Source organism: Paraburkholderia aromaticivorans (assembly GCF_012689525.1).
Classification (GTDB): domain Bacteria; phylum Pseudomonadota; class Gammaproteobacteria; order Burkholderiales; family Burkholderiaceae; genus Paraburkholderia; species Paraburkholderia aromaticivorans_A.
In genome coordinates this window covers 2,978,936-3,001,731 of the sequence record NZ_CP051516.1, presented here as the reverse complement: position 1 = coordinate 3,001,731, position 22,796 = coordinate 2,978,936, and the positions used below count along the sequence as shown (strand labels likewise).

The 22,796-nt window shown below is 63.6% G+C and carries 23 protein-coding genes; 19 read left to right on the top strand and 4 right to left on the bottom strand.

Annotated elements, in window-relative coordinates; translation table 11 throughout:
- Positions 1-53 precede the first annotated feature (53 nt).
- Complete coding sequence (gene eno, locus HF916_RS41695) at positions 54-1,337, top strand: phosphopyruvate hydratase (protein WP_168794509.1); 1,284 nt, start codon at positions 54-56, stop codon at positions 1,335-1,337.
- Between the two features lie 107 nt (positions 1,338-1,444).
- The gene (gene ftsB, locus HF916_RS41690; RefSeq protein WP_168794508.1) at positions 1,445-1,882 is read left to right on the top strand and encodes a cell division protein FtsB; all 438 of its coding nucleotides are present in this window, start codon (positions 1,445-1,447) and stop codon (positions 1,880-1,882) included.
- 135 nt (positions 1,883-2,017) lie between these two features.
- Here ftsB and HF916_RS41685 read toward each other — a convergent pair whose 3' ends face one another.
- From HF916_RS41685 to HF916_RS41675, 3 genes are all read right to left on the bottom strand, one after another.
- Positions 2,018-2,407 (bottom strand): hypothetical protein, encoded by a 390-nt coding sequence (locus tag HF916_RS41685; RefSeq protein ID WP_168794507.1) that lies wholly within the window; start codon positions 2,405-2,407, stop codon positions 2,018-2,020.
- Positions 2,408-2,602: 195 nt separating this feature from the next.
- Positions 2,603-3,553 (bottom strand): Hsp33 family molecular chaperone HslO, encoded by a 951-nt coding sequence (hslO, locus tag HF916_RS41680; protein WP_168794506.1) that lies wholly within the window; start codon positions 3,551-3,553, stop codon positions 2,603-2,605.
- Between the two features lie 64 nt (positions 3,554-3,617).
- Entirely contained in the window at positions 3,618-4,142 is a 525-nt protein-coding gene (locus HF916_RS41675) for a gamma carbonic anhydrase family protein (RefSeq protein ID WP_168794505.1), read from the bottom strand.
- Between the two features lie 387 nt (positions 4,143-4,529).
- On the opposite strand from HF916_RS41675, the gene HF916_RS41670 reads away from it, so the two are divergent.
- The 10 genes from HF916_RS41670 (at position 4,530) to HF916_RS41625 (ending at position 13,703) form a co-directional block, all read left to right on the top strand.
- A complete protein-coding gene (locus HF916_RS41670; RefSeq protein WP_168794504.1) occupies positions 4,530-5,450 on the top strand; it encodes a ferritin-like domain-containing protein in 921 nt (306 codons plus the stop codon).
- Positions 5,451-5,532: 82 nt separating this feature from the next.
- The gene (locus tag HF916_RS41665) at positions 5,533-6,417 is read left to right on the top strand and encodes an alpha/beta fold hydrolase (RefSeq protein WP_168794503.1); all 885 of its coding nucleotides are present in this window, start codon (positions 5,533-5,535) and stop codon (positions 6,415-6,417) included.
- A gap of 120 nt (positions 6,418-6,537) precedes the next feature.
- Complete coding sequence (locus tag HF916_RS41660) at positions 6,538-7,368, top strand: 3',5'-nucleoside bisphosphate phosphatase (protein WP_168794502.1); 831 nt, start codon at positions 6,538-6,540, stop codon at positions 7,366-7,368.
- A 142-nt stretch (positions 7,369-7,510) separates the two neighbouring features.
- A complete protein-coding gene (locus HF916_RS41655; protein ID WP_168794501.1) occupies positions 7,511-8,146 on the top strand; it encodes an L-threonylcarbamoyladenylate synthase in 636 nt (211 codons plus the stop codon).
- Between the two features lie 47 nt (positions 8,147-8,193).
- Positions 8,194-8,856, top strand: coding sequence for a site-2 protease family protein (locus HF916_RS41650; RefSeq protein WP_106279477.1), 663 nt, complete (start codon positions 8,194-8,196; stop codon positions 8,854-8,856).
- 6 nt (positions 8,857-8,862) lie between these two features.
- Positions 8,863-10,065, top strand: a complete 1,203-nt coding sequence (locus HF916_RS41645) for a tryptophan--tRNA ligase (RefSeq protein ID WP_168794500.1) — start codon at positions 8,863-8,865, stop codon at positions 10,063-10,065.
- A gap of 17 nt (positions 10,066-10,082) precedes the next feature.
- Complete coding sequence (locus HF916_RS41640) at positions 10,083-10,682, top strand: class I SAM-dependent methyltransferase (protein ID WP_206002068.1); 600 nt, start codon at positions 10,083-10,085, stop codon at positions 10,680-10,682.
- Between the two features lie 43 nt (positions 10,683-10,725).
- The gene (gene dapA, locus HF916_RS41635; RefSeq protein WP_168794499.1) at positions 10,726-11,652 is read left to right on the top strand and encodes a 4-hydroxy-tetrahydrodipicolinate synthase; all 927 of its coding nucleotides are present in this window, start codon (positions 10,726-10,728) and stop codon (positions 11,650-11,652) included.
- A gap of 130 nt (positions 11,653-11,782) precedes the next feature.
- Positions 11,783-12,922 (top strand): outer membrane protein assembly factor BamC, encoded by a 1,140-nt coding sequence (gene bamC / locus HF916_RS41630; RefSeq protein ID WP_168794498.1) that lies wholly within the window; start codon positions 11,783-11,785, stop codon positions 12,920-12,922.
- Between the two features lie 7 nt (positions 12,923-12,929).
- Positions 12,930-13,703, top strand: coding sequence for an MBL fold metallo-hydrolase (locus HF916_RS41625; protein WP_168794497.1), 774 nt, complete (start codon positions 12,930-12,932; stop codon positions 13,701-13,703).
- Positions 13,704-13,835: 132 nt separating this feature from the next.
- Here HF916_RS41625 and HF916_RS41620 read toward each other — a convergent pair whose 3' ends face one another.
- Entirely contained in the window at positions 13,836-14,534 is a 699-nt protein-coding gene (locus HF916_RS41620) for a Bax inhibitor-1/YccA family protein (protein ID WP_012433534.1), read from the bottom strand.
- A gap of 307 nt (positions 14,535-14,841) precedes the next feature.
- On the opposite strand from HF916_RS41620, the gene ndk reads away from it, so the two are divergent.
- From ndk to bamB, 7 genes are all read left to right on the top strand, one after another.
- Positions 14,842-15,267: a nucleoside-diphosphate kinase gene (gene ndk, locus HF916_RS41615; protein WP_168794496.1), complete on the top strand. Its 426-nt coding sequence runs from the start codon at positions 14,842-14,844 to the stop codon at positions 15,265-15,267.
- A 160-nt stretch (positions 15,268-15,427) separates the two neighbouring features.
- Positions 15,428-16,579, top strand: a complete 1,152-nt coding sequence (gene rlmN, locus HF916_RS41610) for a 23S rRNA (adenine(2503)-C(2))-methyltransferase RlmN (protein ID WP_168794495.1) — start codon at positions 15,428-15,430, stop codon at positions 16,577-16,579.
- Between the two features lie 219 nt (positions 16,580-16,798).
- Positions 16,799-17,890 carry a RodZ domain-containing protein gene (locus HF916_RS41605; protein ID WP_168794494.1) on the top strand — a complete coding sequence of 364 codons (1,092 nt, stop codon included), beginning with the start codon at positions 16,799-16,801 and terminating at the stop codon, positions 17,888-17,890.
- Between the two features lie 86 nt (positions 17,891-17,976).
- Positions 17,977-19,293, top strand: a complete 1,317-nt coding sequence (gene ispG, locus HF916_RS41600; protein WP_168794493.1) for a flavodoxin-dependent (E)-4-hydroxy-3-methylbut-2-enyl-diphosphate synthase — start codon at positions 17,977-17,979, stop codon at positions 19,291-19,293.
- Between the two features lie 21 nt (positions 19,294-19,314).
- Entirely contained in the window at positions 19,315-20,655 is a 1,341-nt protein-coding gene (gene hisS, locus HF916_RS41595) for a histidine--tRNA ligase (RefSeq protein ID WP_168794492.1), read from the top strand.
- A gap of 78 nt (positions 20,656-20,733) precedes the next feature.
- Positions 20,734-21,363, top strand: a complete 630-nt coding sequence (locus HF916_RS41590) for a YfgM family protein (RefSeq protein WP_168794491.1) — start codon at positions 20,734-20,736, stop codon at positions 21,361-21,363.
- A gap of 86 nt (positions 21,364-21,449) precedes the next feature.
- Complete coding sequence (bamB, locus tag HF916_RS41585) at positions 21,450-22,595, top strand: outer membrane protein assembly factor BamB (protein ID WP_168794490.1); 1,146 nt, start codon at positions 21,450-21,452, stop codon at positions 22,593-22,595.
- Positions 22,596-22,796 lie beyond the last annotated feature (201 nt).

The following is a 22,796-nucleotide window of genomic DNA, read 5'->3' as shown; positions in this document are numbered from 1 at the left end:
GCGCCAGATACAGTGTCACAGTAAAGAATTCAACGTCATTTCTTGAGGAAACCATGAGTGCTATCGTAGATATCATCGGTCGAGAGATTCTCGATTCGCGAGGCAACCCCACCGTCGAATGCGACGTGCTGCTCGAGTCGGGCACGATGGGCCGCGCCGCGGTGCCGTCGGGCGCGTCGACCGGTTCGCGTGAAGCGATCGAACTGCGCGATGGCGAAGCCGGCCGTTACGGCGGCAAGGGCGTGCTGAAGGCTGTCGAGCACATCAACACCGAAATCTCCGAAGCGATCATGGGCCTCGACGCTTCCGAACAGGCTTTCCTCGACAAGACCCTGCTGGAACTCGACGGCACCGACAACAAGTCGCGCCTCGGCGCGAACGCGATGCTGGCTGTCTCGATGGCCGTCGCGAAGGCTGCCGCTGAAGAAGCCGGCCTGCCGCTGTACCGCTACTTCGGCGGCTCGGGCGCGATGCAACTGCCGGTGCCGATGATGAACATCGTCAACGGCGGCGCGCACGCCAATAACAGCCTGGACATCCAGGAATTCATGATCGTGCCGGTCAGCCAGCCGACCTTCCGCGAAGCACTGCGCTGCGGCGCCGAAGTGTTCCACGCGCTGAAGAAAATCCTCTCGGACCGCGGCATGAGCACGGCCGTTGGCGACGAAGGTGGCTTCGCGCCGAACTTCGGCAGCAACGACGAATGCCTGTCGACCATCCTGCAAGCCATCGAGAAAGCAGGCTACCGCGCGGGTGAAGACGTGCTGCTCGCACTCGACTGCGCAGCCAGCGAGTTCTACCACGACGGCAAGTACCAGTTGGCCGGCGAAGGCCTGCAACTGTCGTCGACGGAATTCGCGGACTACTTGGCCGCGCTCGCCGACAAGTTCCCGATCGTTTCGATCGAAGACGGCATGCACGAAAGCGACTGGGCCGGCTGGAAGACGCTGACCGACAAGCTCGGCAAGAAAGTGCAACTGGTGGGCGACGACCTGTTCGTCACCAACACGCGCATCCTGAAGGAAGGCATCGAGAAGGGCGTCGCCAACTCGATCCTGATCAAGATCAACCAGATCGGCACGCTGACGGAAACCTTCGCGGCGATCGAAATGGCCAAGCGCGCCGGCTACACGGCCGTGATCTCGCACCGTTCGGGTGAAACCGAAGATTCGACGATCGCGGATATCGCGGTCGGCCTGAATGCCGGTCAGATCAAGACGGGTTCGCTGTCGCGTTCGGACCGCATCTCGAAGTACAACCAGTTGCTGCGCATCGAAGAAGACCTCGGTGATATCGCCAGCTACCCGGGCAAGTCGGCGTTCTACAATCTGCGCTAATGGCTGGTTTGCTGGCGCTGACCGATGAGCCGGTTATCCTTCGTTTCTGATTGACCCCGCCGCCCTGCGTATAGCGCAGGGCGGCGTGTATTTATTGTGCTTACTTCATGCGGCTTGTCACTGCTGTCCTGATCGTTCTACTGGCGTTGATCCAGTACCCGCTCTGGTGGGGGCACGGCGGTTGGTTGCGCGTGCACGAGTTGCAGCAGCAACTGGCGCAGCAAGTGCAAAAGAATGCCGATTCGAAACTGCGCAACGAACGCATTCAAGGCGAAGTGCAGGACTTGCAGAACGGCACGGCCGCTGTCGAAGAGCGGGCGCGTTATGAAATGGGCATGGTGAAGGACGCCGAAGTGTTCGTGCAGTTCGTGTCGCCGAACGCGCCGCTGCCGACGGCGAACACGCCTTCGGTCACGACCTCCACACGGGGTGAGATGTCGGCGGCGCCGCTGCATGTGGTGCCGAATCCGGAGTCGCGCGCGAGGCCGGATCGCAAGCATGGCGGTAAAGCGGCTGTTGCGAAAGACAAGAAGCCTGCGCACTGAGCGTCGCCGTAGCACGACAACGGTTCAGTACGACGGATGCAAAAAAGGCACGGTGAGAACCGTGCCTTTTTCTTTGGGCTCGCCGCCGACGCGCCGCGCGAAAAATTTTTGCGGCGTGCGCGAGCCTGCCGCCGCTCACCAGCCCCAATACGGCCCGTAGCCGACGCCGACACCCGTACCCCAGCCGTGTCCCCAGCCACCGCCGTAATAGCTGCCGTATACGGTGACCGGCGGCGTGTAGTAACGCGACCACGCCTGCGTCGCGTTGTCGGCCGCAATCGCCTGATTCTGCTCGGCCATCACCTGGTGGTCGATCGCGTCATAGCGCTGGCGTTCTTCAGGCGTCAGCGGTTGGGCGGTGGCGGCCACGCCCGATTGATCGGCGGGCAGCCGGCTATATATCGGCGACGGGCCCGGCGGATCCATCATGCAGCCCGCCAGCGCGCCACTGCCGACGACGACAGCCAGCACAGCGACCGTGCGCGCACGGCGCAGCAGCGGTATCAACGAAGTAGGGTAGTTCATGTTCGATCTCCATCGGTCGGATGCCTAAGCAAATCATGCGCCGCGCGCACCGCCAATGATTCAACGCAATGATCAAAGATACTGCGCCGCCCGGGACCTGAAAAGGCAGCGGGCGGCGCGGTATTTCTACTGCCGTCATACAGGTGTGATTGACCGCCGTTCGGCGCGTATGGAATCCGCGCGCCGGCGAGCCGTTTAGTGCCGCTGATCAGCCGCGGGCGTCACACCTTGTGAGAGCGCCTCGGCGACAAAAAGTTGCGCCACGTCGACCGGATCGAACTCATAGCGCTGGTTGCAGAACTCGCAATGAATCTCCACATGGCCGCGCTCTTCGAGCACGCCGTCGACTTCTTCGCGGCCCAGCATCTTCAGCATGCCGCCGACTTTCTCGCGCGAACACGTGCACTCGAAGCGTGCCGTGGCCGGTTCGAAATGCTGGACGTTTTCCTGCCAGAAGAGGCGCCGGAAGATCGTTTCCGGTTCTTCCTTCAGCAGCTCGTCTTGCGACATCGTGCCGCCCAGCGTGCAGACGCGCTCCCATGTATCCGCGTCCAGATCGCCCGGATGGGGAACGATGCCGCCGTCGCCCGGCAATTTTTGCAGCAGCATACCGACCGCGCGCTCGGTGTTCGCCGCGAGCCACAGACGCGTGTCGAGCTGCTCCGAGTGGTGCATGTAATGCTCGAGCACTTCGGCCATCGAGTTGAGCGGGCCGTCCACGCCCGACAACGGCACGATACTTTGATACGGCTGCTGCCCGGGCTGCTTGCTGGCCGGGTCGAGCGTGATCACACAGCGGCCGTGGCCGCTCGCGTTCAACAGGTCGACCATGCTGGTCGTCTCGCCGATCACGTTGGCCGCTTCGCCGGACAGCTTGGCGGTCGCGCGCATCGACAGATCGGAGCCGCACTGCACCACCAGCATCTTGACCGGGCCGTCGCCGAAAATCTGCATGATGAGCGTGCCGTCGAACTTGAGGTTCGCCGACAGCAGCGCGCACGCCGCCATCATTTCGCCCAGAACCGTCCGCACCGGCGCCGGATAGTCGCGGCGCGTCAGCACTTCCTGCCACGTATTGCGCAGGGAAACGATCTCGCCGCGCACCGGCGCCGCGCTGAACATGAATTTTTGCAACTGGTCGCTCACAACTTTTCCTCGGTCAAATGACGCAGCGTGATGCCGCGCCGTGCGCGCCGCGCGCCCCGGCTGGTTAGCCGATGCGCACGAGCTGCGCCTTGTAATATTCGCGGCGCTCGGCATACGTTGCCGCGCCGCGCTGCATGTTGGCGATATCCGTCTCGGTGAGTTCGCGCACGACCTTGGCGGGCGCGCCGAGAATCAGCGAATTGTCGGGAAATACCTTGCCCTCGGTGACGACGGCGCCCGCTCCGACCAGACAGTTGCGGCCGATTACCGCTCCATTCAAGACCACCGCCTGAATTCCGATCAGCGAACCTTCCTTGATCGTGCAGCCGTGCAGCATGACCTGATGGCCGACCGTCACGTTGGGCTCGATCGTCAACGGAAAACCGGGGTCGGTGTGCAGCACGGCGTTTTCCTGCACGTTGCTGCCGGCGCCGATGGTGATCGGCTCGTTGTCGCCGCGAATCGTCGCGCCGAACCAGACGCTGGCGTTCTCCCCGAGCGTCACGTTGCCGATGATGCTCGCCGAATCCGCGACGAAGACGCTTTCATGGATGGTCGGGGCGGCTTCGCCAAGCTTGTAAATGGTCACGGTGTCTCCTCTTGATCGGTCGCTACGTACGCCGGACAGGGCGCCGAACTGCCCGAAACGGTTTGCCGCGCCGGGCTGTCCGGCCTCGCCAGCGCGTTGGGCGCGTTGGATGGTCGAATCGAGTATTGTAAACGGTTGTGTGGTTGGGACGCTTGGTCCCGCCACACGGTGCTCGCTTCGCGGCTCAGGCCGAGGTCCGCGCCGATGCGGCGCGGGGCGTGTCCTGACTGTCTGGCCGCTCGGCTGTTCGAGTTGACGTTCACGCAATGGCGGCGCGGCCGCGCCTGGATGGCCGCATGCTGAAGCGTCGGTTGCCGCGAATTTTGTCATTTCCTTGGCCATGCCGTTTTTGGCTTCCTTTGCTGTTTCCTCGTCGATCCGCTTGCCATGATGTCCGCCGCACCGACCGCACCGACCGCACCGACCGTTTCGCCTGATTCACCGGGCACTGAAGCCGCGCTCAAAACCCCTTGCGCGCGCACCGCAGCCCTCGCCGCATTGTGCGAAGCCGATCCCGCCGCCAAGGCCGCCACAGCCCGTGCGGTTTACGCCGCCGTGCTCGAAGGCCGCATGGCATGCGCCGCGCAGCTCAAACTCGACGAACCGGCCGGCCTGCCGGGCCGTCCCGCGCGCCCCGAACTGGTTGATCCGCGCGGTTTAAAGCGACGCAGCATGCAGGCGCCGCACGGTCGCGCGGTCCTGCTGCACGCGCTCGCGCACATCGAATTCAACGCCATCAACCTCGCGCTCGACGCGGTCTGGCGCTTCGCCGGCATGCCCGCCGCGTTCTACACCGACTGGCTCAAGGTCGCGGCCGAAGAGGCCTACCACTTCTCGTTGCTGACCGCGCGCCTCGCGGAGTATGGCCACGTCTACGGCGATTTTCCGGCCCACGACGGACTGTGGGACATGTGCGAGCGCACGCGTGGCGACGTGCTGGCGCGCATGGCGCTGGTGCCGCGCACGCTCGAAGCCCGTGGCCTCGACGCCTCGCCGCCGATCCGCGCGCGCCTGCTGCAGGCCGGCGATCAGGCGTCGGCGGCGATTCTCGACGTGATCCTGCGCGACGAAATCGGCCACGTGCTGATCGGCAATCGCTGGTTCCGCCATCTGTGCGACGTCGGCGGCCTCGACCCTCACGATAGTTACACACGCCTCGCCGACCAGTATCACGCACCGAAATTACGCGGTCCGTTCAATTTCGAGGCGCGCCGCGACGCCGGTTTCGACGAAGCTGAACTGGCCGAGCTGGCCGCCGTAGCGGGCCTCGATGCGCAGGAAGCGGCGCCGCCGTCCGCCAGCGACTGAGACTCCTTCGCCATCCGGCACCGCGCATCGGCGGGCTATCTCGTTATAATCGAACGACCATTCTTTTTTGGACATGCCGTTCATGAACACTTCCCTGTCTGAATTCGTCGCCGTGCGCGGCGTCCGCCTGCATGTGCGGCGTTGGGGCAATCCGGATGCGCCGATCCTCTTCATGCTGCACGGCTGGATGGACGTGGCCGCGTCGTTCCAGTTCGTCGTCGATGCGCTGGGGGGCGACTGGCAGATGCTGGCGCCGGATATGCGCGGTTTCGGCCTGTCGGACTGGCCGGTGGCCGAGCACGGCGGCGGCAACTACTGGATTCAGGACTATCTGGCCGATCTCGACGCTTTGCTCGACCACTACGCGCCGACCGGCGAAGTGAATCTGGTCGGCCACAGCATGGGCGCGAACATCGCCTGCGTGTATGCGGGCGTGCGGCCGGAGCGGGTGCGGCGGGTGGTCGATCTGGAAGGTTTCGGTCTTGCGCCGTCGCACTCGGCGCAAGCGCCCAGACGCTTGCGCAACTGGCTCGACGAATTGCGCGATCCGCCGCAATTGAAGCGCTACGCATCGCTCGACGACGTCGCCGCGCGCCTGATCAAGACCAATCCGCGGCTCGACCCGCAGCGCGCGCAGTTTCTCGCGCAGCATTGGTCGAAGCCGGACGGCGAAGGGCGCTTCATGCTGCTCGCCGATCCCGCGCACAAGCTGCGCGGCCCGGCGCTATACCGTCTCGACGAAGTGATGGCGACGTGGCGCAAGGTGAGCGCGAAGGTGCTCCACGTGGAGGCCGCCAATTCGCCGACGCTCGCGCAGATCGCCGGCGAGATCCCGCTCGACGAATTCAAGGCGCGTTTTCAGGCGTTCCCGGACTGGCGCGAGAAGATCATCGACGGAGCGGGGCACATGGTGCATCACGACCAGCCGGAGCAGGTGGCCGCGCTGATCGAGGGATTCTGCGCGTAGCGGTTTCGAGAAGTTCGAGGGTTCCCCGGGGCGGTCACTTCGGGGCGTCCGTTGTGAGATAGCTCTGCGTCCGCTTACTGCGTTGCAGTAAAATGAGCATAGAACCTTTTCAAGACGATGATGAACGCCGACCTCCACTGTCACTCCACCGTTTCCGACGGCCAGTTCGCGCCGGCCGACGTCGCGCGCCGCGCGCATGCGGGCGGCGTGACGCTGTGGGCGCTTACCGATCACGATGAACTGGGCGGCCAGCACGAAGCGAGAAGCACCGCCGAGGCGCTCGGCATGGACTATCTGAGCGGCGTCGAAATTTCGGTGACGTGGGCTTCGCGAACGGTGCACATCGTCGGGCTGGGCATCGATCCGACCAGTTCGATCCTGATCGACGGTCTCGCGCGCACGCGGAGCGGCCGCGCCGCGAGGGCGGAGGCGATCGCCGAACAACTGGCTACGCTTGGCATTCCCGACGCCTATCAGGGTGCGCTCAGATACGTGTCGAACCCGGACATGATTTCGCGCACGCATTTCGCGCGTTTCATGGTGGAAAGCGGCTACGCCAGTTCCACGCAAGACGTGTTCACCCGCTATCTCGGCGACGGCAAACCGGGCTACGTGCCCCACCGCTGGGCCAAACTGGCCGACGCGGTCGGCTGGATCCAGGCCGCCGGCGGCGAAGCGATCATTGCGCATCCGGGTCGCTATGTTTATTCGCCGGTCGAATTCGACGCGTTTTTCGCCGAATTCATCGATCTCGGCGGCAAGGCGATCGAGGTGGTGACGGGCAGCCACACGCCAGATCAGTACCGCGAATACGCCGATGTCGCGCGCCGTTTCGGTTTCGAGGCGTCGCGCGGGTCCGACTTCCACGCGCCCGGCGAAGGCCGCGTCGATCTCGGCACGCTGCCGCCGCTGCCCGCCGATCTGAAGCCCGTCTGGGAACGCTGGCTGTGACCGCGCCGTGCCGTCGCGGCACGTCAATCGCGAGAGCCGGCCGGCCGCAGCGCGTGCTTTCGTCTGATCTTCCGGCCGGACTTCAGTTGCAGCTCGATTTGCCGTCCATCCGCTTTGCATTCGTGAGCCAACGTTAGTCGCCATGTCCCAATACTTTCGGCTTCATCCTGATAACCCGCAGCCGCGCCTCGTCAAGCAGGCCGTACAGATCATCAACGACGGCGGCGTGGTCGCGTTGCCGACGGACTCGAGCTACGCGCTCGCCTGTCACCTGGACGACAAGGACGCGGTCGAGCGTCTGCGGCGCATTCGCGGACTCGACGAGAAGCAATTGCTGTCGCTGCTGGTGCGCGACCTGTCGGAGCTCTCCAATTTCGCGATGGTGGACAACCGCCAGTACCGGCTGATCAAATCGGTGACGCCGGGTCCGTACGTGTTCGTCCTGCAAGCCACCAAGGAAGTGCCGCGGCGCCTGTCGCACCCGTCGCGCAAGACCATCGGCCTGCGCGTGCCGGATCACGCGATCACGTTGGCGATTCTCGAAGAGCTCGGCCAGCCTCTGCTCGGCTCGACGCTGATCATGCCGGGCGAAACCCAGCCGTTGAACGACCCGGAAGAAATCCGCACGCGGCTGGAGAAACAGCTGGATCTGGTGATCGACAGCGGTCCGTGCGTATGCGAGCCGTCCACGGTGATCGATCTGACCGGCGCGGAGCCGGTGCTGGTGCGGCCGGGGCGCGGTTCTCTCGCGCCATTCGGTCTCGAAGAGACGGCATGAGTGAAAGCGGACAGACGCACGCAATCGCGTTGTTACAATAACGAGCTATGGATTCTTCCCTGATACAGACCATTGCGGTGTACGCGCTGCCGGTGATTTTCGCCATCACGCTGCACGAAGCCGCCCATGGCTACGTCGCGCGCTGGCTCGGCGACAATACCGCCTACGTGCTCGGCCGCGTCTCCGTCAATCCGATGCGGCACATCGATCCGCTCGGCACGATCGCGATTCCCTTGCTGCTGTACTTCGCCACCAGCGGTGCGTTCATGTTCGGCTACGCCAAGCCGGTGCCGGTCGCCTTCGGCAACCTGCGCAATCCGCGCTGGGGCAGTCTGTGGGTCGCAGCGGCGGGTCCGGCCTGCAACTTCGTGCAGGCGGTGATCTGGGGTCTGTTCGGTGTCGCGCTCGCGGTGATGAACGTGGACGAGCCGTTCTTCACGCGCATGGCGGGCGCGGGCGTCGGCGTGAATCTCGTGCTCGGTGTGCTCAACCTGTTTCCGCTGCCGCCGCTCGACGGCGGCCGTGTGCTGATGGCGCTGTTGCCGCCGCGGCAGTCCATCACGCTGTCGCGCCTCGAACCGTACGGGTTTTTCATCGTGATGGCGCTGGTCATGACGGGCACGCTGACGCGATACTGGTTGAACCCGCTGGTCACGATCGGCTACAGCGCGATCACCGCCATTCTGACTCCCCTTGTTTCGCTTTTCTAGATAACCATGTTCCCAGACCGTATCTTCTCCGGCATGCGGCCCACCGGGTCGTTGCACCTAGGCCACTATCACGGCGTGCTGAAAAACTGGGTGCGGCTGCAGTCCGAGTACCCGTGTTTCTTTTGTGTGGTCGACTGGCACGCGCTGACGACGCACTACGAAACGCCCGAAGTGATCGAAAAGAACGTCTGGGACGTGTTGACCGACTGGCTGGCCTCCGGCATCGATCCGGCGCAGGCCACGCTGTTCATCCAGAGCAAGGTGCCCGAGCACGCCGAACTGGCGCTGCTGCTCGGCATGAGCACGCCGCTCGGCTGGCTCGAACGCGTGCCGACCTACAAGGAGCAGCAGGAGAAGCTGAAGGACAAGGATCTGTCCACTTACGGCTTCCTCGGCTATCCGGTGTTGATGGCGGCGGACATTCTGCTGTATCGCGGCTCGCTCGTGCCGGTCGGTGAAGATCAGGTGCCGCACGTCGAAATGACGCGTGAAATCGCGCGCCGTTTCAACTACCTGTACGGTCGCGAACCGGGCTTCGAAGAGAAAGCCAGCGACGCGGCGAAAAAACTCGGCGGCAAGCGCGCCAAGCTCTATCACGAACTGCGCAACGCCTACCAGCAGGAAGGCGACGACGAAGCGCTCGAACAGGCGCGCGCCATGCTGCAGGAATCGCAGAGCCTGTCGCTGAACGACCGCGAGCGTCTGTTCGGCTACCTCGAAGGTTCGCGCAAGATCATTCTGGTCGAGCCGCAAGCCATGTTGACCGAAGCGTCGCGCATGCCGGGTCTCGACGGCCAGAAAATGTCGAAGTCGTACGGCAACACGATCGGCCTGCGCGAAGACGCGGAGACCATCACGAAGAAAGTCCGCACCATGCCGACCGATCCGGCTCGCGTGCGCCGCACCGATCCGGGCGATCCCGATAAGTGCCCGGTGTGGCAGCTTCATCAGGTCTACACGGACGAAGCCACCCACGAGTGGGCGCAGAAGGGCTGCCGGACGGCGGGCATTGGTTGCCTCGAGTGCAAGCAGCCGGTAATCGAAGGCATTCTGCGTGAACAGCAGCCCATGCTCGAGCGCGCGCAGAAGTACATGGACGATCCGTCGCTGTTGCGCGCGATCGTCGCCGACGGGTGCGACAAGGCCCGCAGATTCGCCACGGAAACGATGCGCGAGGTACGCGAAGCCATGGGACTCTCGTACAACTGACGAGTCGCGCCGAAGTGTTGAAGACTCCCCCTACCGCCATGCATGGACTGGGCGAGCCGTCGCCCTGGGTGCGCGATTGGGCGCATCTGGTCGCGGCGGGCGGCGCGGTGCTCGATGTCGCGTCCGGAGCGGGGCGGCATGCGCGTTTCTTCGCGTCGCTGGGGCATCCGGTGACCGCCATCGACCGCGATGCGGCGGCGCTCGACGCGCTGCGCGGCGAGCCGCTCGTCACCCCGCTCGAAGCCGACCTCGAAGGCGCCGCGTGGCCGTTGCCCGCCGACGCGAAATTCGCCGCCGTCGTGGTGACGAACTACCTGCACCGGCCGCTCTTTCCGCAGCTTTTGCGCGCGCTCGCGCCTGGCGGCATACTGGTTTACGAGACCTTCGCGCAAGGAAACGAAAGCGTCGGCAAACCCTCTAATCCGGCGTTTCTGCTGGCGCCCGGCGAGCTTCTCGACCGCGTGCGCGGCCAGCTCCGGGTGGTCGCTTTTCAGGACGGTTTTCTCGCGCAGCCGCGTCCGGCCTACGTCCAGCGGATCTGCGCAATTCTGGAGGCGGAGCGCTCAGACGACCCCGCGCAGGCGGCATCTCCGCCTTGTTACGAGTTGGCTGGCTAATCCGCTACAATCGCGGTTTACCTGATCAAATTCATGGCGTTTCATGACTAACGGCAACCAAAGCAGCAAGCTCGGCAGCAACGACAGCGTTCAGATTCGCGGCAGCATTCCTGCCATCATCACCCCGATGCTCGAAGACGGCAGCCTCGATCTGCCGGCGTTTCGCAAACTGATCGACTGGCACGTCGCGGAGGGCACGAACGCTCTCGTCGTGGTCGGCACGAGCGGCGAGTCCGCCACGCTGTCGGTCGAAGAACACGTGCTGATGGTCAAGACCGCGGTCGAGCACACGGCGGGCCGGATTCCGGTGATCGCGGGCTCGGGCGGCAATTCCACGACCGAAGCCATCGAACTCACCCAGCAGGCCAAGGAAGTCGGCGCGGACGCCACGCTCCAGGTCGTGCCGTACTACAACAAGCCGACGCAGGAAGGCATCTACCGCCACTTCGCGAAGATCGCCGAAACCGTCGATCTGCCGGTGATTCTGTACAACGTGCCGGGCCGGACCGTTGCGGACATGAGCAACGAAACCATTCTGCGCTGCGCGCAGGTGCCGGGCATCATCGGCGTGAAGGAAGCGACCGGCAATATCGATCGCGCCGCGCATCTGATCAAGTCCGCGCCGGCGTACTTCGGCATCTACAGCGGCGACGATCCCACCGCGATCGCGCTGATGCTGCTCGGCGGCCACGGCAATATTTCGGTCACCGCCAACGTCGCGCCGCGCGCGATGAGCGATCTCTGCAAGGCCGCCTTGGCTGCGGATGCCAAGACCGCGCGTGAGATTCATCTGAAACTCCTGTCGCTGCATAAGAACCTGTTCATCGAATCGAATCCGATTCCGGCCAAATGGGCACTGCAGCAACTGGGTCGTGTGCAGGGCGGAATCCGCCTGCCGCTCACGCCGCTCGACGCGCAATACCACGAAGTGGTGCGCGGCGCGCTGCGCGAAGCGGGCCTGCTGGGATAGGCGGATATCGTCCGCGGCACCCCATAGCGCCAACGAAAGCCCACCGGCACTCCCTTAACCGACGTCGATCCAGCCCACGTTCCCGGCACACAGAACCAAGGCACCGCGTTCCAGCATCACGAAGGACCTCATGAAACGTTCCGCACTTTCCCTCCACGCAACCCGCATGGCGGCGCTGGCGCTTGCCCTCACGACGCTCGCCGGCTGTGACACGCTGAACGACTGGTTTGCTTCCGACCGCGTCAACTACAAAGGCGCGGGTAGCGCGCCGCCGCTGGCCGTTCCGGGTGATCTGAGCACCACCAAGACCGACGAGCGCTACGTCGCACCGCCGGCCAATCTGGCGTTGGGCGGTGCGCAGACGCGCGCGGTGACGGCCGCCGGCAATGCGACCGAAGGCCAGCCGAACGCGCAGGACCCGCTCGGCATGCATATCGAACGTGACGGCGATCGCCGCTGGCTGGTCGTCGACGGCCGTTCGCCGGAACAACTCTGGCCGCAGTTGCAGGAGTTCTGGCAGGAAAACGGCTTCGCGCTGAAGACCGACGCGCCGGCCACCGGCATCATGACGACCGACTGGGCTGAAAACCGCGCCAACATTCCGGACGACTGGTTCCGCCGCACGGTCGGCAAGGTCATCGACTTTGCGTATTCGTCGGGCACGCGTGACAGCTTCCGCACGCTCGTATCGCGTGCGCCGGGCGACACGACCGATATCTCCATCACGCACAGCGCCATGGAAGAAGTGCTGACGGGGCAGGACAAGACGTCGTCGCGTTGGGAAGAGCGCCCGCGCGATCCGGCGCTCGAGGCGCTGTTCCTCACCAAGCTGATGCAGAAGTTCGGCCTGACCGAAGCGCAATCGAAGCAATTGCTGACCGACGCGCATACAGCGGTCGCGCCGACCACGCTCGACCAGAGCGCGGGCGCATCCACGCTCGACCTGCAGGAGTCGTTCGACCGCGCATGGCTGCGCGTGGGCCTCGCGCTCGACCGCACCAACTTCACCGTCGACAACCGCGATCGTGCGAAGGGCATCTACTACGTGCGCTACGCGGACTCGATGCAGGAGCTCAAAAAAGAAGGGCTGCTTGGCAAGTTGTTCTACAGCGGCAATTCGTCGAAGAAACCGGGTCAGGAATTCCTCGTCAACGTGCGCTCGAAGGGCGACACGGTGACGCAGGTGGCGGTGCTGACGGCGAATGGGCAGGTTGACAATTCGTCGGACGCGCAGCGCATCGTGACGCTGCTGCACGCGCAACTGAACTAAGCGGACCGTGAGGTTCGCGAGTCTCGGCAGCGGCAGTGAAGGCAATGCCTTGCTGGTGGAAGCGCAAAGCGGCGCGACCACCACGCGCGTGCTGCTCGACTGCGGTTTTTCAGCCAAGGAAGTCGAGCGGCGTCTGACGCGGCTCGGCGCGAGCGTCGAAGGTCTCGACGCGATTCTGATTACGCATGAGCATAGCGACCACATTGGCAGCGCGCTGACGCTGGCGCGCAAGTGGTCGATTCCGTTGTACATGAGCTGGGGCACCGCCCGCGCGGTGGGCGCCGACGAAGCCGATGTCGACCTGCAGGTGCTGTGGGGCGACGAAGCGGTCGCAATTGGCGACCTCAGCATTCTCCCTTACACGGTTCCGCACGACGCCCGCGAACCGCTGCAATACGTGCTCTCGAACGGCGCGAGCCGGCTCGGTGTGCTGACGGATGTCGGCACGTCCACGCCGCATATCAGTTCCGTGCTGAGCGGCTGCGACGCGTTGGTGCTCGAATGCAATCACGATGTGCGGATGCTGGCGGGCAGCCGCTATCCGCAGTCGCTGAAGGCACGCATCGGCGGCAATCATGGGCATTTGAACAACGACGCGGCGGCTGACATTCTGGCCTCGCTCGACCGTTCGCGATTGCGGCACCTCGTCGCCGCGCATCTGAGCCAGCAGAACAATTTGCCGGAACTGGCGCGGGCCGCCATGGCCGGCGTGCTGGGCACGGCGTCGACAGAAGTGGTGGTGGCTTCGCAGGAGGAGGGATTTGCGTGGCTGAGCGTGTGATACGCGTCTGACGCTTGATTCCCGGCGCGGGCAGACGCCACAGTGCCATGAAAAAAGCCCATAACGATCGCTCGTTATGGGCTTTTCTCCTTCAGGGCGGGGCGTTTCGAACGCCCCCGCCCTGAATCAGGCTTAGTTGCGGTTGCCGCCGAAGATACCGAGCAGCGCCAGCAAGTTGACGAACACGTTGTACAGATCCAGGTAGATCGCGAGCGTGGCGGTGATGTAATTCGTTTCACCGCCGTTCACGACGCGCTGAACGTCGAACAGCATGTAGGCCGAGAAGATGACAATGGCCATGACCGACACCGTGAGCATCAGCGCCGGCAGGTGCAGGAACACGTTCGCGACCGATGCGAGCAGCAGCACGATCACGCCCATGAACAGCCACTTGCCGAGACCCGAGAAGTCACGCTTGCTGACCGTGGCGATGGTTGCCATCGACGCGAAGATCACACCAGTGCCACCGAAGGCGAGCATGATCAGCGACGGGCCGTTCGAAAAACCGAGCACGAAGCTCAGGATGCGCGACAGCATCAGGCCCATGAAGAACGTGAAGCCGAGTAGCACGAACACGCCGGCCGCGCTGTCTTTGGTCTTCTGAATGGCGAACATGAAGCCGAAGGCGATCGCGAAGAACGCCAGCATGCTCATGGCGGGACTCGTGGCGGCGAACAGCGAGAAGCCGGTGGTGAGGCCCACCCACGCGCCCAGCACTGTCGGAATCATGGACAGCGCGAGCAGCCAGTAGGTGTTCCGTAGCACGCGGTTACGCGTTTCGACCGTGCTGACCGCGCCATTGCGGCCAAAGCTATACGGATGATCGTTCATGGTCTCTCCTTACCTCAGAAGCGTGATGCGTATGGTTGTGATGCGGGTTTAAAGCCGGGTTGTAGCGAGTCGTGCAGCGCCGGTGGGATTTCCTGCCGCCGGTCGCGGCGCTCTCATCCCTAAGATTGGCGCGCGGGCAGGGAGTTTCAATGCCCTGAAAATACCCACACGGCTACGCTACCAGTATTCGGAAACTCCTGCTTGGAGTCTTTCAATGATGTAAGGGTTCAATCACAATCATACACGGGAACATGCTACAATAGCGGATTCATTTGAATCTGTAACCTCTTAATTTTTTGGAGTTTTTATGGCGATCGAACGCACCCTGTCGATTATCAAGCCGGACGCAGTGGCCAAGAACGTGATCGGCCAGATCTACAGCCGTTTCGAAAACGCTGGTCTGAAGGTCGTGGCTTCGCGCATGGTTCACCTGTCGCGCGCCGACGCGGAAAAGTTCTACGCTGTGCACGCTGCACGTCCGTTCTTCAAGGACCTGGTCGATTTCATGATCTCGGGTCCGGTCGTCGTGCAAGCCCTGGAAGGCGAAAACGCCATCCTGAAGCACCGTGACCTGATGGGTGCAACGGACCCGAAGAAGGCGGAAAAGGGCACGATCCGCGCCGACTTCGCTGACAGCATCGACGCGAACGCAGTGCACGGTTCCGACGCGGCTGAAACGGCAGCAGTTGAAATTGCGTTCTTCTTCCCGCAAGTGAATGTCTACTCGCGTTAAGTAGGTCGTGCCTCGCGCGATTCGTGCAGCCGACTGGATTTATCGCACGAATCGCCCGGCAAAGTAGTAAGGTAAAGCAGCAGGAATGGGCGCGAACGGCATTGCGTTCATGCAGCTTGTTGCATGAACGTAGTCTCGCACTGAAATGGCAGGATTCGATATGACGAGCAGTCCCACCGTCAACCTTCTCGACCTCGACGCCCAAGGGCTTGTCGCTTACTGCGACAGCCTGGGCGAGAAGCCGTTTCGCGCCAAGCAATTGCAGCGCTGGATTCACCAATACAACGCTGCCGACTTCGACGGCATGACCGATCTGGCGAAGTCCTTGCGCGAAAAGCTCAAGGGGCGCGCCACGATCTCGATGCCGGGCATCGTCAGCGACAATATTTCTACCGACGGCACACGCAAGTGGCTGATCGACGTCGGCAACAGCAACGCGGTTGAAACCGTCTACATTCCCGAAGAAACGCGCGGCACGCTGTGCGTGTCGTCGCAGGCCGGGTGCGCGGTCAACTGCCGTTTCTGTTCGACTGGCAAACAGGGTTTCTCCCGCAATCTCACCACCGGCGAAATCATCGGCCAGTTGCGCATGGCTGAGTTCGCGCTGCGCGCATCGCGCGGCGTGGACGGCGGCCGCGCCATGGGTGGTGACGGCAAGGGCGAGCGGGTCGTCACGAACGTCGTGATGATGGGCATGGGCGAGCCGCTGCTCAATTACGACGCGGTCGTGCCGGCCATGCGCCTGATGCTCGACGACAACGCCTACGGCCTGTCGCGCCGCCGTGTCACGCTGTCCACGTCGGGCGTCGTGCCCATGATGGACCGGCTTGGCGCCGATCTGCCGGTGGCGCTCGCGGTCTCCTTGCATGCGCCTAGCGATCCGCTGCGCGACATGCTGGTGCCGCTGAACAAGAAGTATCCGCTGCGCGAACTGATGGCGGCTTGCCAGCGCTATCTGAAGGTCGCGCCGCGCGACTTCATTACGTTTGAATATTGCATGCTCGACGGCGTCAACGACAGCGAAGCGCAAGCGCGCGAACTGCTGGCCGTCACGCGCGACGTGCCGTGCAAGTTCAACCTGATTCCGTTCAATCCGTTCCCTGAATCGGGCCTCATCCGCTCGAAACCGGAACAGATCAAGCGGTTTGCACAAGTGTTGATGGACGCGGGCGTCGTCACCACGGTGCGTAAAACACGCGGCGATGATATCGACGCTGCCTGCGGTCAGTTGGCCGGCGCGGTGAAAGACCGCACACGCCTCGCTGAGCGCACCGGGAAGGCAGCCAAGGTTATCGAGGTTCGCGCCGTGTAATCGCGCGGGGGGCGGCAGGGCGCCGGCGTTCGTAGAAAGCTCCGCGAAACGCGCGACAACCTGCTGTGCCGGTGTCGATTGAAAAGAAAGTTTGCAGAAGCGATCGGAAGCGGCGCACAAGGCCGCACATTTTGTTATAAACGGTCTGCGATTCGGACGTGAGGCTTGAGCCCGTCCGGGTTGCACAAGTGAAAAAGAATCGACGCGAAAGGATTTGGGATGAGTGAGCCGCAGCACCCGCAGCCGCAGGACACAGACACGAACGAAGGCCATCCGGCGCCAGTCGCACGGGCGGCGGTGCAGCCTGTTGTGCAGCCGGGCATGGATTCGTTGGCGGCGGTTGGCGCGCGCTTGACCCAATTGCGTGAATCGAAAGGTTGGACGATCGACGACGTGTCGGCGCGTCTGAAAGTGTCCGCCACCAAGTTGCGCGCGCTCGAATCGGGCGACATCAGCCACTTGCCGGATACGACCTTCGCGCTGGGCGTGGTGCGCAGCTACGCGAAAATGCTCGGCGCGGATCCCACGCCGTTCACGGCGGCATTGCGCCGCGAAAAGGGTGTGCCCGCGCCGGATCTGTCGATGCCGGCGTCGTCGGGTAAGGATTTGCCGCGCGGCAAGGTATCTCTCTCGCTGGGTGGCAGTGGGCAAAAGAGCCGCTCATGGTTGTGGGGCGTGGCGGCGGTGATCGTCGCGGTAATCGCGCTCGGCATGTGGCATACCAATGGCGGCGATTCGTCGGCGTGGCTGGCGCGCTTGAAAGCGAGCGCGAATGGTGCCACTGGCGGCGCGACCGGCGCATCGGGCGCGGTGGCGCAGGGTCAATCGGCAGGTTCGGAAGCGACTGCGGAAGAGACTGCTTCGGCGCCGGACACGCAGGCGGCAGCGGAGAATGCAGCGTCGGCTACGCCGATGCCCGCGCCGCTCGCCACCGGCGCGGCACCTTCGTCGGCGCCGGCAGTCACGGCAATGACGGCCGCGCCTAAGACGGGCTCGCAAGCACCGGCTGTGGCAACGTCGCCGGGCGCGAGCGCACCGGCGGCTACGGTGGCGCCGGCTGCCGGTCAATCGATCGTTGCGTTGAGCGTGAAACAGGATAGTTGGTTCAGCGTGCGCGGCAAAGATGGCAAGGAAGTGTTCTCCGGCCTCGTGCACGCAGGCGATACCAAGGAAGTAACGGGCGAAGCGCCGTTCAAGGTCACGGTCGGCAACACGGCCGGCCTCGACTCGCTGACGCTCGATGGCCACCCGGTCGATCCGTCGAAATATGCGGCGGCCAAAGGCAACGTGGCGCGCTTCGCGCTGCCTTGACAGATACGGTATGCGCCGCGGCCAACCGGTCCGCGGCGCTTTTTCAATTCAGGCGCGACGTCTTTTGTGTGGCGCATGCGGCGTAAATGGGTTTTTCGATGCAATCCGAAGCTCAATCCCAATCCAGTAGCAAGATCGTTTCAACCGAGCCGGTGTTCGGCGGCCAGGCACCGCGGCGCAAGTCGCACGCGGTCGACGTCCGTTGGGGCGGCCAGCTCGTCACCATCGGCGGCGACGCACCCGTGCGCATCCAGTCGATGACCAACACGGATACCGCGGACGCTATCGGCACCGCGATCCAGATCAAGGAACTGGCGCAAGCCGGCTCGGAACTGGTGCGTATCACGGTGAACACGCCGGAAGCGGCCGCAGCCGTGCCGGCCGTGCGCGAGCAGCTCGACCGCATGGGCGTGTCGGTGCCGCTGGTCGGCGACTTCCATTACAACGGCCATTTGCTGTTGCGCGACTACCCCGCGTGCGCGGAGGCGCTGTCCAAGTACCGTATCAACCCAGGCAACGTGGGCCACGGCGCGAAACGCGACACGCAGTTCGCGCAGATGATCGAAGCCGCGGCGAAGTACGACAAGCCGGTGCGTATCGGCGTCAACTGGGGCAGTCTCGATCAAGATCTGCTCGCGAAGATGATGGACGAGAACGCCGCGCGTTCCACGCCATGGGAAGCGCAAAGCGTCATGTACGAAGCGCTCATCCAGTCGGCGATCGGCTCGGCGGAGCGGGCGGTCGAGCTCGGTCTGTCGCGCAATCAGATCATCTTGTCGTGCAAGGTTAGCGGCGTGCAGGATCTGATCGCCGTGTACCGCGAACTGGCGCGCCGTTGCGATTTCGCGCTGCATCTCGGCTTGACCGAGGCGGGTATGGGGTCGAAGGGCATCGTTGCCTCGTCCGCGGCGTTGTCCGTGTTGCTGCAACAGGGCATCGGCGACACGATCCGCATTTCGCTTACGCCGGAACCGGGCGGCTCGCGCACCGGCGAAGTGATCGTCGGCCAGGAAATCCTGCAGACCATGGGGCTGCGCTCGTTCACGCCGATGGTGATCGCGTGCCCGGGTTGCGGCCGTACCACCAGCACGCTGTTCCAGGAACTCGCGTCGCAAATCCAGACCTATCTGCGCACGCAGATGCCGGTGTGGCGTGATCAATATCCCGGCGTCGAGAAGATGCACGTCGCGGTGATGGGTTGCATCGTCAACGGTCCGGGCGAATCGAAGCAGGCCAACATCGGCATTAGCCTGCCGGGCTCGGGCGAGAACCCGGCCGCGCCGGTTTTCATCGACGGCGAAAAGGTCAAGACGCTGCGCGGCGATAACATCGCGCAAGAATTCCAGCAAATCGTGAGTGACTACGTCGAGCGCAGCTATGGCCGCGCCACGGTAGCCAACTAAACATCGGCTCTCGAAATACAGATGACTGAACAGAAGAAAAAGCTCGAAAAGCTCTCCGGCGTGAAGGGCATGAACGACATCCTTCCGCAGGAAGCCGGGCTGTGGGAATTTTTCGAAACGACCGTCAAGTCGTTGCTGCGTTCGTACGGATACCAGAATATTCGTACGCCGATCATCGAGCATACGCAGCTGTTCAAGCGCGGTATCGGTGAAGTGACGGACATCGTCGAGAAAGAGATGTACAGCTTTACCGACGCGTTGAACGGTGAAAATCTGACCATGCGTCCGGAAAACACGGCAGCGGTGGTGCGCGCGGCGATCGAACACAACATGCTGTACGACGGCCCGAAGCGCCTGTGGTACATCGGCCCGATGTTCCGCCACGAGCGTCCGCAGCGCGGCCGTTATCGCCAGTTTCATCAGGTCGGCGTGGAAGCGCTCGGCTTTGCCGGTCCGGACGCCGACGCTGAAATCATTATGATGTGCCAGCGTCTGTGGGACGACCTCGGGCTGATGGGCATCAAGCTCGAAATCAACTCGCTGGGCCTCGCGGAAGAACGCGCGGCGCATCGTGTTGAATTGATCGCGTACCTCGAGAAGCATATGGACGTGCTCGACGAGGAAGCGAAGCGCCGCCTCTACACGAACCCGCTGCGCGTGCTCGATACGAAGAATCCGGCCATGCAGGAAGTCGCGCAGAACGCGCCCAAGCTGATCGATTTTCTCGGCGAGGAATCGCGCGCGCACTTCGAAGGTTTGCAGCGCATTTTGAAGTCGAACAACATGCCGTTCACGATCAATCCGCGTCTCGTGCGCGGTCTCGATTATTACAATCTGACCGTGTTCGAGTGGGTGACCGACAAGCTCGGCGCGCAGGGCACAGTCGCGGCCGGCGGCCGTTACGATCCGCTGATCGAACAGCTCGGCGGCAAGCCCACGGCGGCATGCGGCTGGGCCATGGGCGTCGAGCGGATCCTCGAATTGTTGAAGGAAGAGCAACTCGTGCCGGAAGACGAAGGTTGCGACGTGTACGTAGTCCATCAGGGCGACGCGGCGCGCGAGCAGGCGTTCGTTATCGCCGAGCGTCTGCGCGACACGGGCCTCGACGTGATCCTGCATTGCAGCGCCGACGGTCAAACGGCCAGCTTCAAATCGCAGATGAAGCGTGCCGACGCAAGCGGCGCGGCCTTCGCCGTGGTGCTTGGCGAAGACGAGATCGCCAACGGCACGGTCGGCGTGAAACCGCTGCGCGATACAAATGCTAACGGCGGTAAAAACGAGCAACAAAACGTGCCGGCCGAAGACTTGACCGAATTTCTAATCAATGCGATGGTTGCAACCGCCGAAGACGGCGACGACTGATCGCGATGTCGTCGAACCGGTTGGTTTCCAATCCGGTTCGACACGCACACGTAGCAAGAAAGAGGAAATCGCCGGGCAATGAGTTACCACGACGAACAAGAATCGATTGAAGGTCTGAAGGCATGGTGGGCGCAGTGGGGCAATGCAACCACATGGATCGTGCTGGTGGCATTGGTGGCCGCGGCCGGCTGGAACGGCTGGAATTTCTGGCAGCGGCGCGAGGCGGCGGAAGCTGCCGTGCTGTATGACCAGGTCCAGCAAGCCGTGGCATCGGGCGACAAGGCGAGGATCACCCGCGTCGCCACCGACATGGAAGACAAGTTCAGCCGCACAGCGTATGCGCAGATGACCGCGCTGGGCGCCGCCAAGGCGCTGTACGCCGCGGGCGACGAAGCCGCCGCGAAGGCGCAGCTGCAATGGACCATCGATCGCGCGAAAGATGACGAGTTCAAGCAGATCGCCAAGCTGCGCCTTGCTTCGCTGCTGCTCGACGACAAGGCTTACGACCAGGGCCTCGCGCTGCTCGCCGAACCGCAGTCCGACGCGTTCCAAGGCATCGTGGCGGACGGTCGCGGCGATCTGCTCGCCGCTCAAGGCAAGCGTGACGATGCGCGCACGGCCTACAAGCTGGCCCTCGACTCGCTGTCGAAGAACGATAGTTCGGCACGCCAGTTGGTTCAGTTCAAGCTGGACGCGCTGGGCGGCTGATCGCCGCATATAAGCGCCACAATCAGCGCCGCGTGCAACGACCAACCGGTCTCCTTTAATTAATTTCCTGAATGCTTCGTCCACCGATGAATCTGCTGAAACGTTACGCTGTGCCCGTTGCCTGTGCGATGACCGTGCTCACCATGGCGGCTTGCTCATCCACGAAAGACGAGCGCCGCGTGCCGACGCCGCTCGCCGAGTTCAAACCCGTGCTCGACGTGCAGCAGGCCTGGAAGGCGAGCGTCGGTAAGGCAGGCCGTTATCTGTTCTCGCCGGTTGCGGTCGGCAATGCGGTGTACGCGGCCGGCGCCAACGGTTCGGTTGCGAAGATCGACGCGCAGACCGGTCAGGACGTCTGGCGCGTCAAGCTGCACGACGACCTTTCGGCAGGTGTCGGCAGCGACGGCACGCTCACGGCGGTCGGCGGCCTGAAGGGCGACGTCTACGTGCTCGGCGCGGACGGCAAGCAATTGTGGACCGCCAAGGCGCCGGGCGAGATCATCTCGCCGCCGCTCGTCGGCAACGGCCTCGTGGTGGTGCGTACGGTCGACGGTCAGATCGTCGCGTTCAACGCGCAAACCGGCGAGCAGAAGTGGAACTATCGCAATCGCGCGGTGCCGCTCAATCTGCGCGTGTCGTCGGGCATGACGTTCGCGGGCGACGCAGCCGTGCTGGCCGGTTTCCCGGGCGGCGCGTTTGCCGCGATCAACGTGCAGACGGGCGACAACTACTGGCAAACGCCGGTGTCCTATCCGAAGGGCGTGACGGAAGTCGAGCGTATCAACGACGTGACCGGTCCGCCCACGCTGGTCGGTTCGGAAACCTGCGCCGTGACGTTCCAGGGCCAGATTGGCTGTTTCGACGCGAATTCGGGCCGCGCGCTGTGGGAAAAGGCGTTCTCGAGCACGAGCGGTCTGGCGCAGGATGAGCGCGCCGTGGTCGCGGCGGACGACTGGTCGGTGGTGTCGGCGTTCGACACCAACAGCGGCGCGCCGCTGTGGAAGAACGACAAGCTGAAGAATCGCGACCTGAGCGTGCCGTACATTCTGGGTCACGCTGCGGTGCTGGGCGACTACCAGGGTTACGTGCACTTCCTGTCCCGCGACGACGGCACGCTCGTCGCGCGCGTGAAGACCGACGGCAGCCCGATTACGGCGGCGCCGGTGCTCGCCGGCGAAACGCTGGTGGTGCTGACGCACGACGGCGACCTGTACGGCTACCGTCCGCGCTAATCGCGCGAGGCAATCGCCGTCGAGCGTGCAGGCCGGCTTCGCCGGCCGCACGCGTTTTTGCCGGATTGTAGTTTGAGTTGTAGTGGTAGGGCAGAGTAGAAGAATTACGCCGGACTGGCTGGTCCGGCAAGTCGGATCAGATATGGCGCACGGGCCCACGTGGCCATCGGTGGTTGCTTGCGGCACCACCTTTCGGCGGCA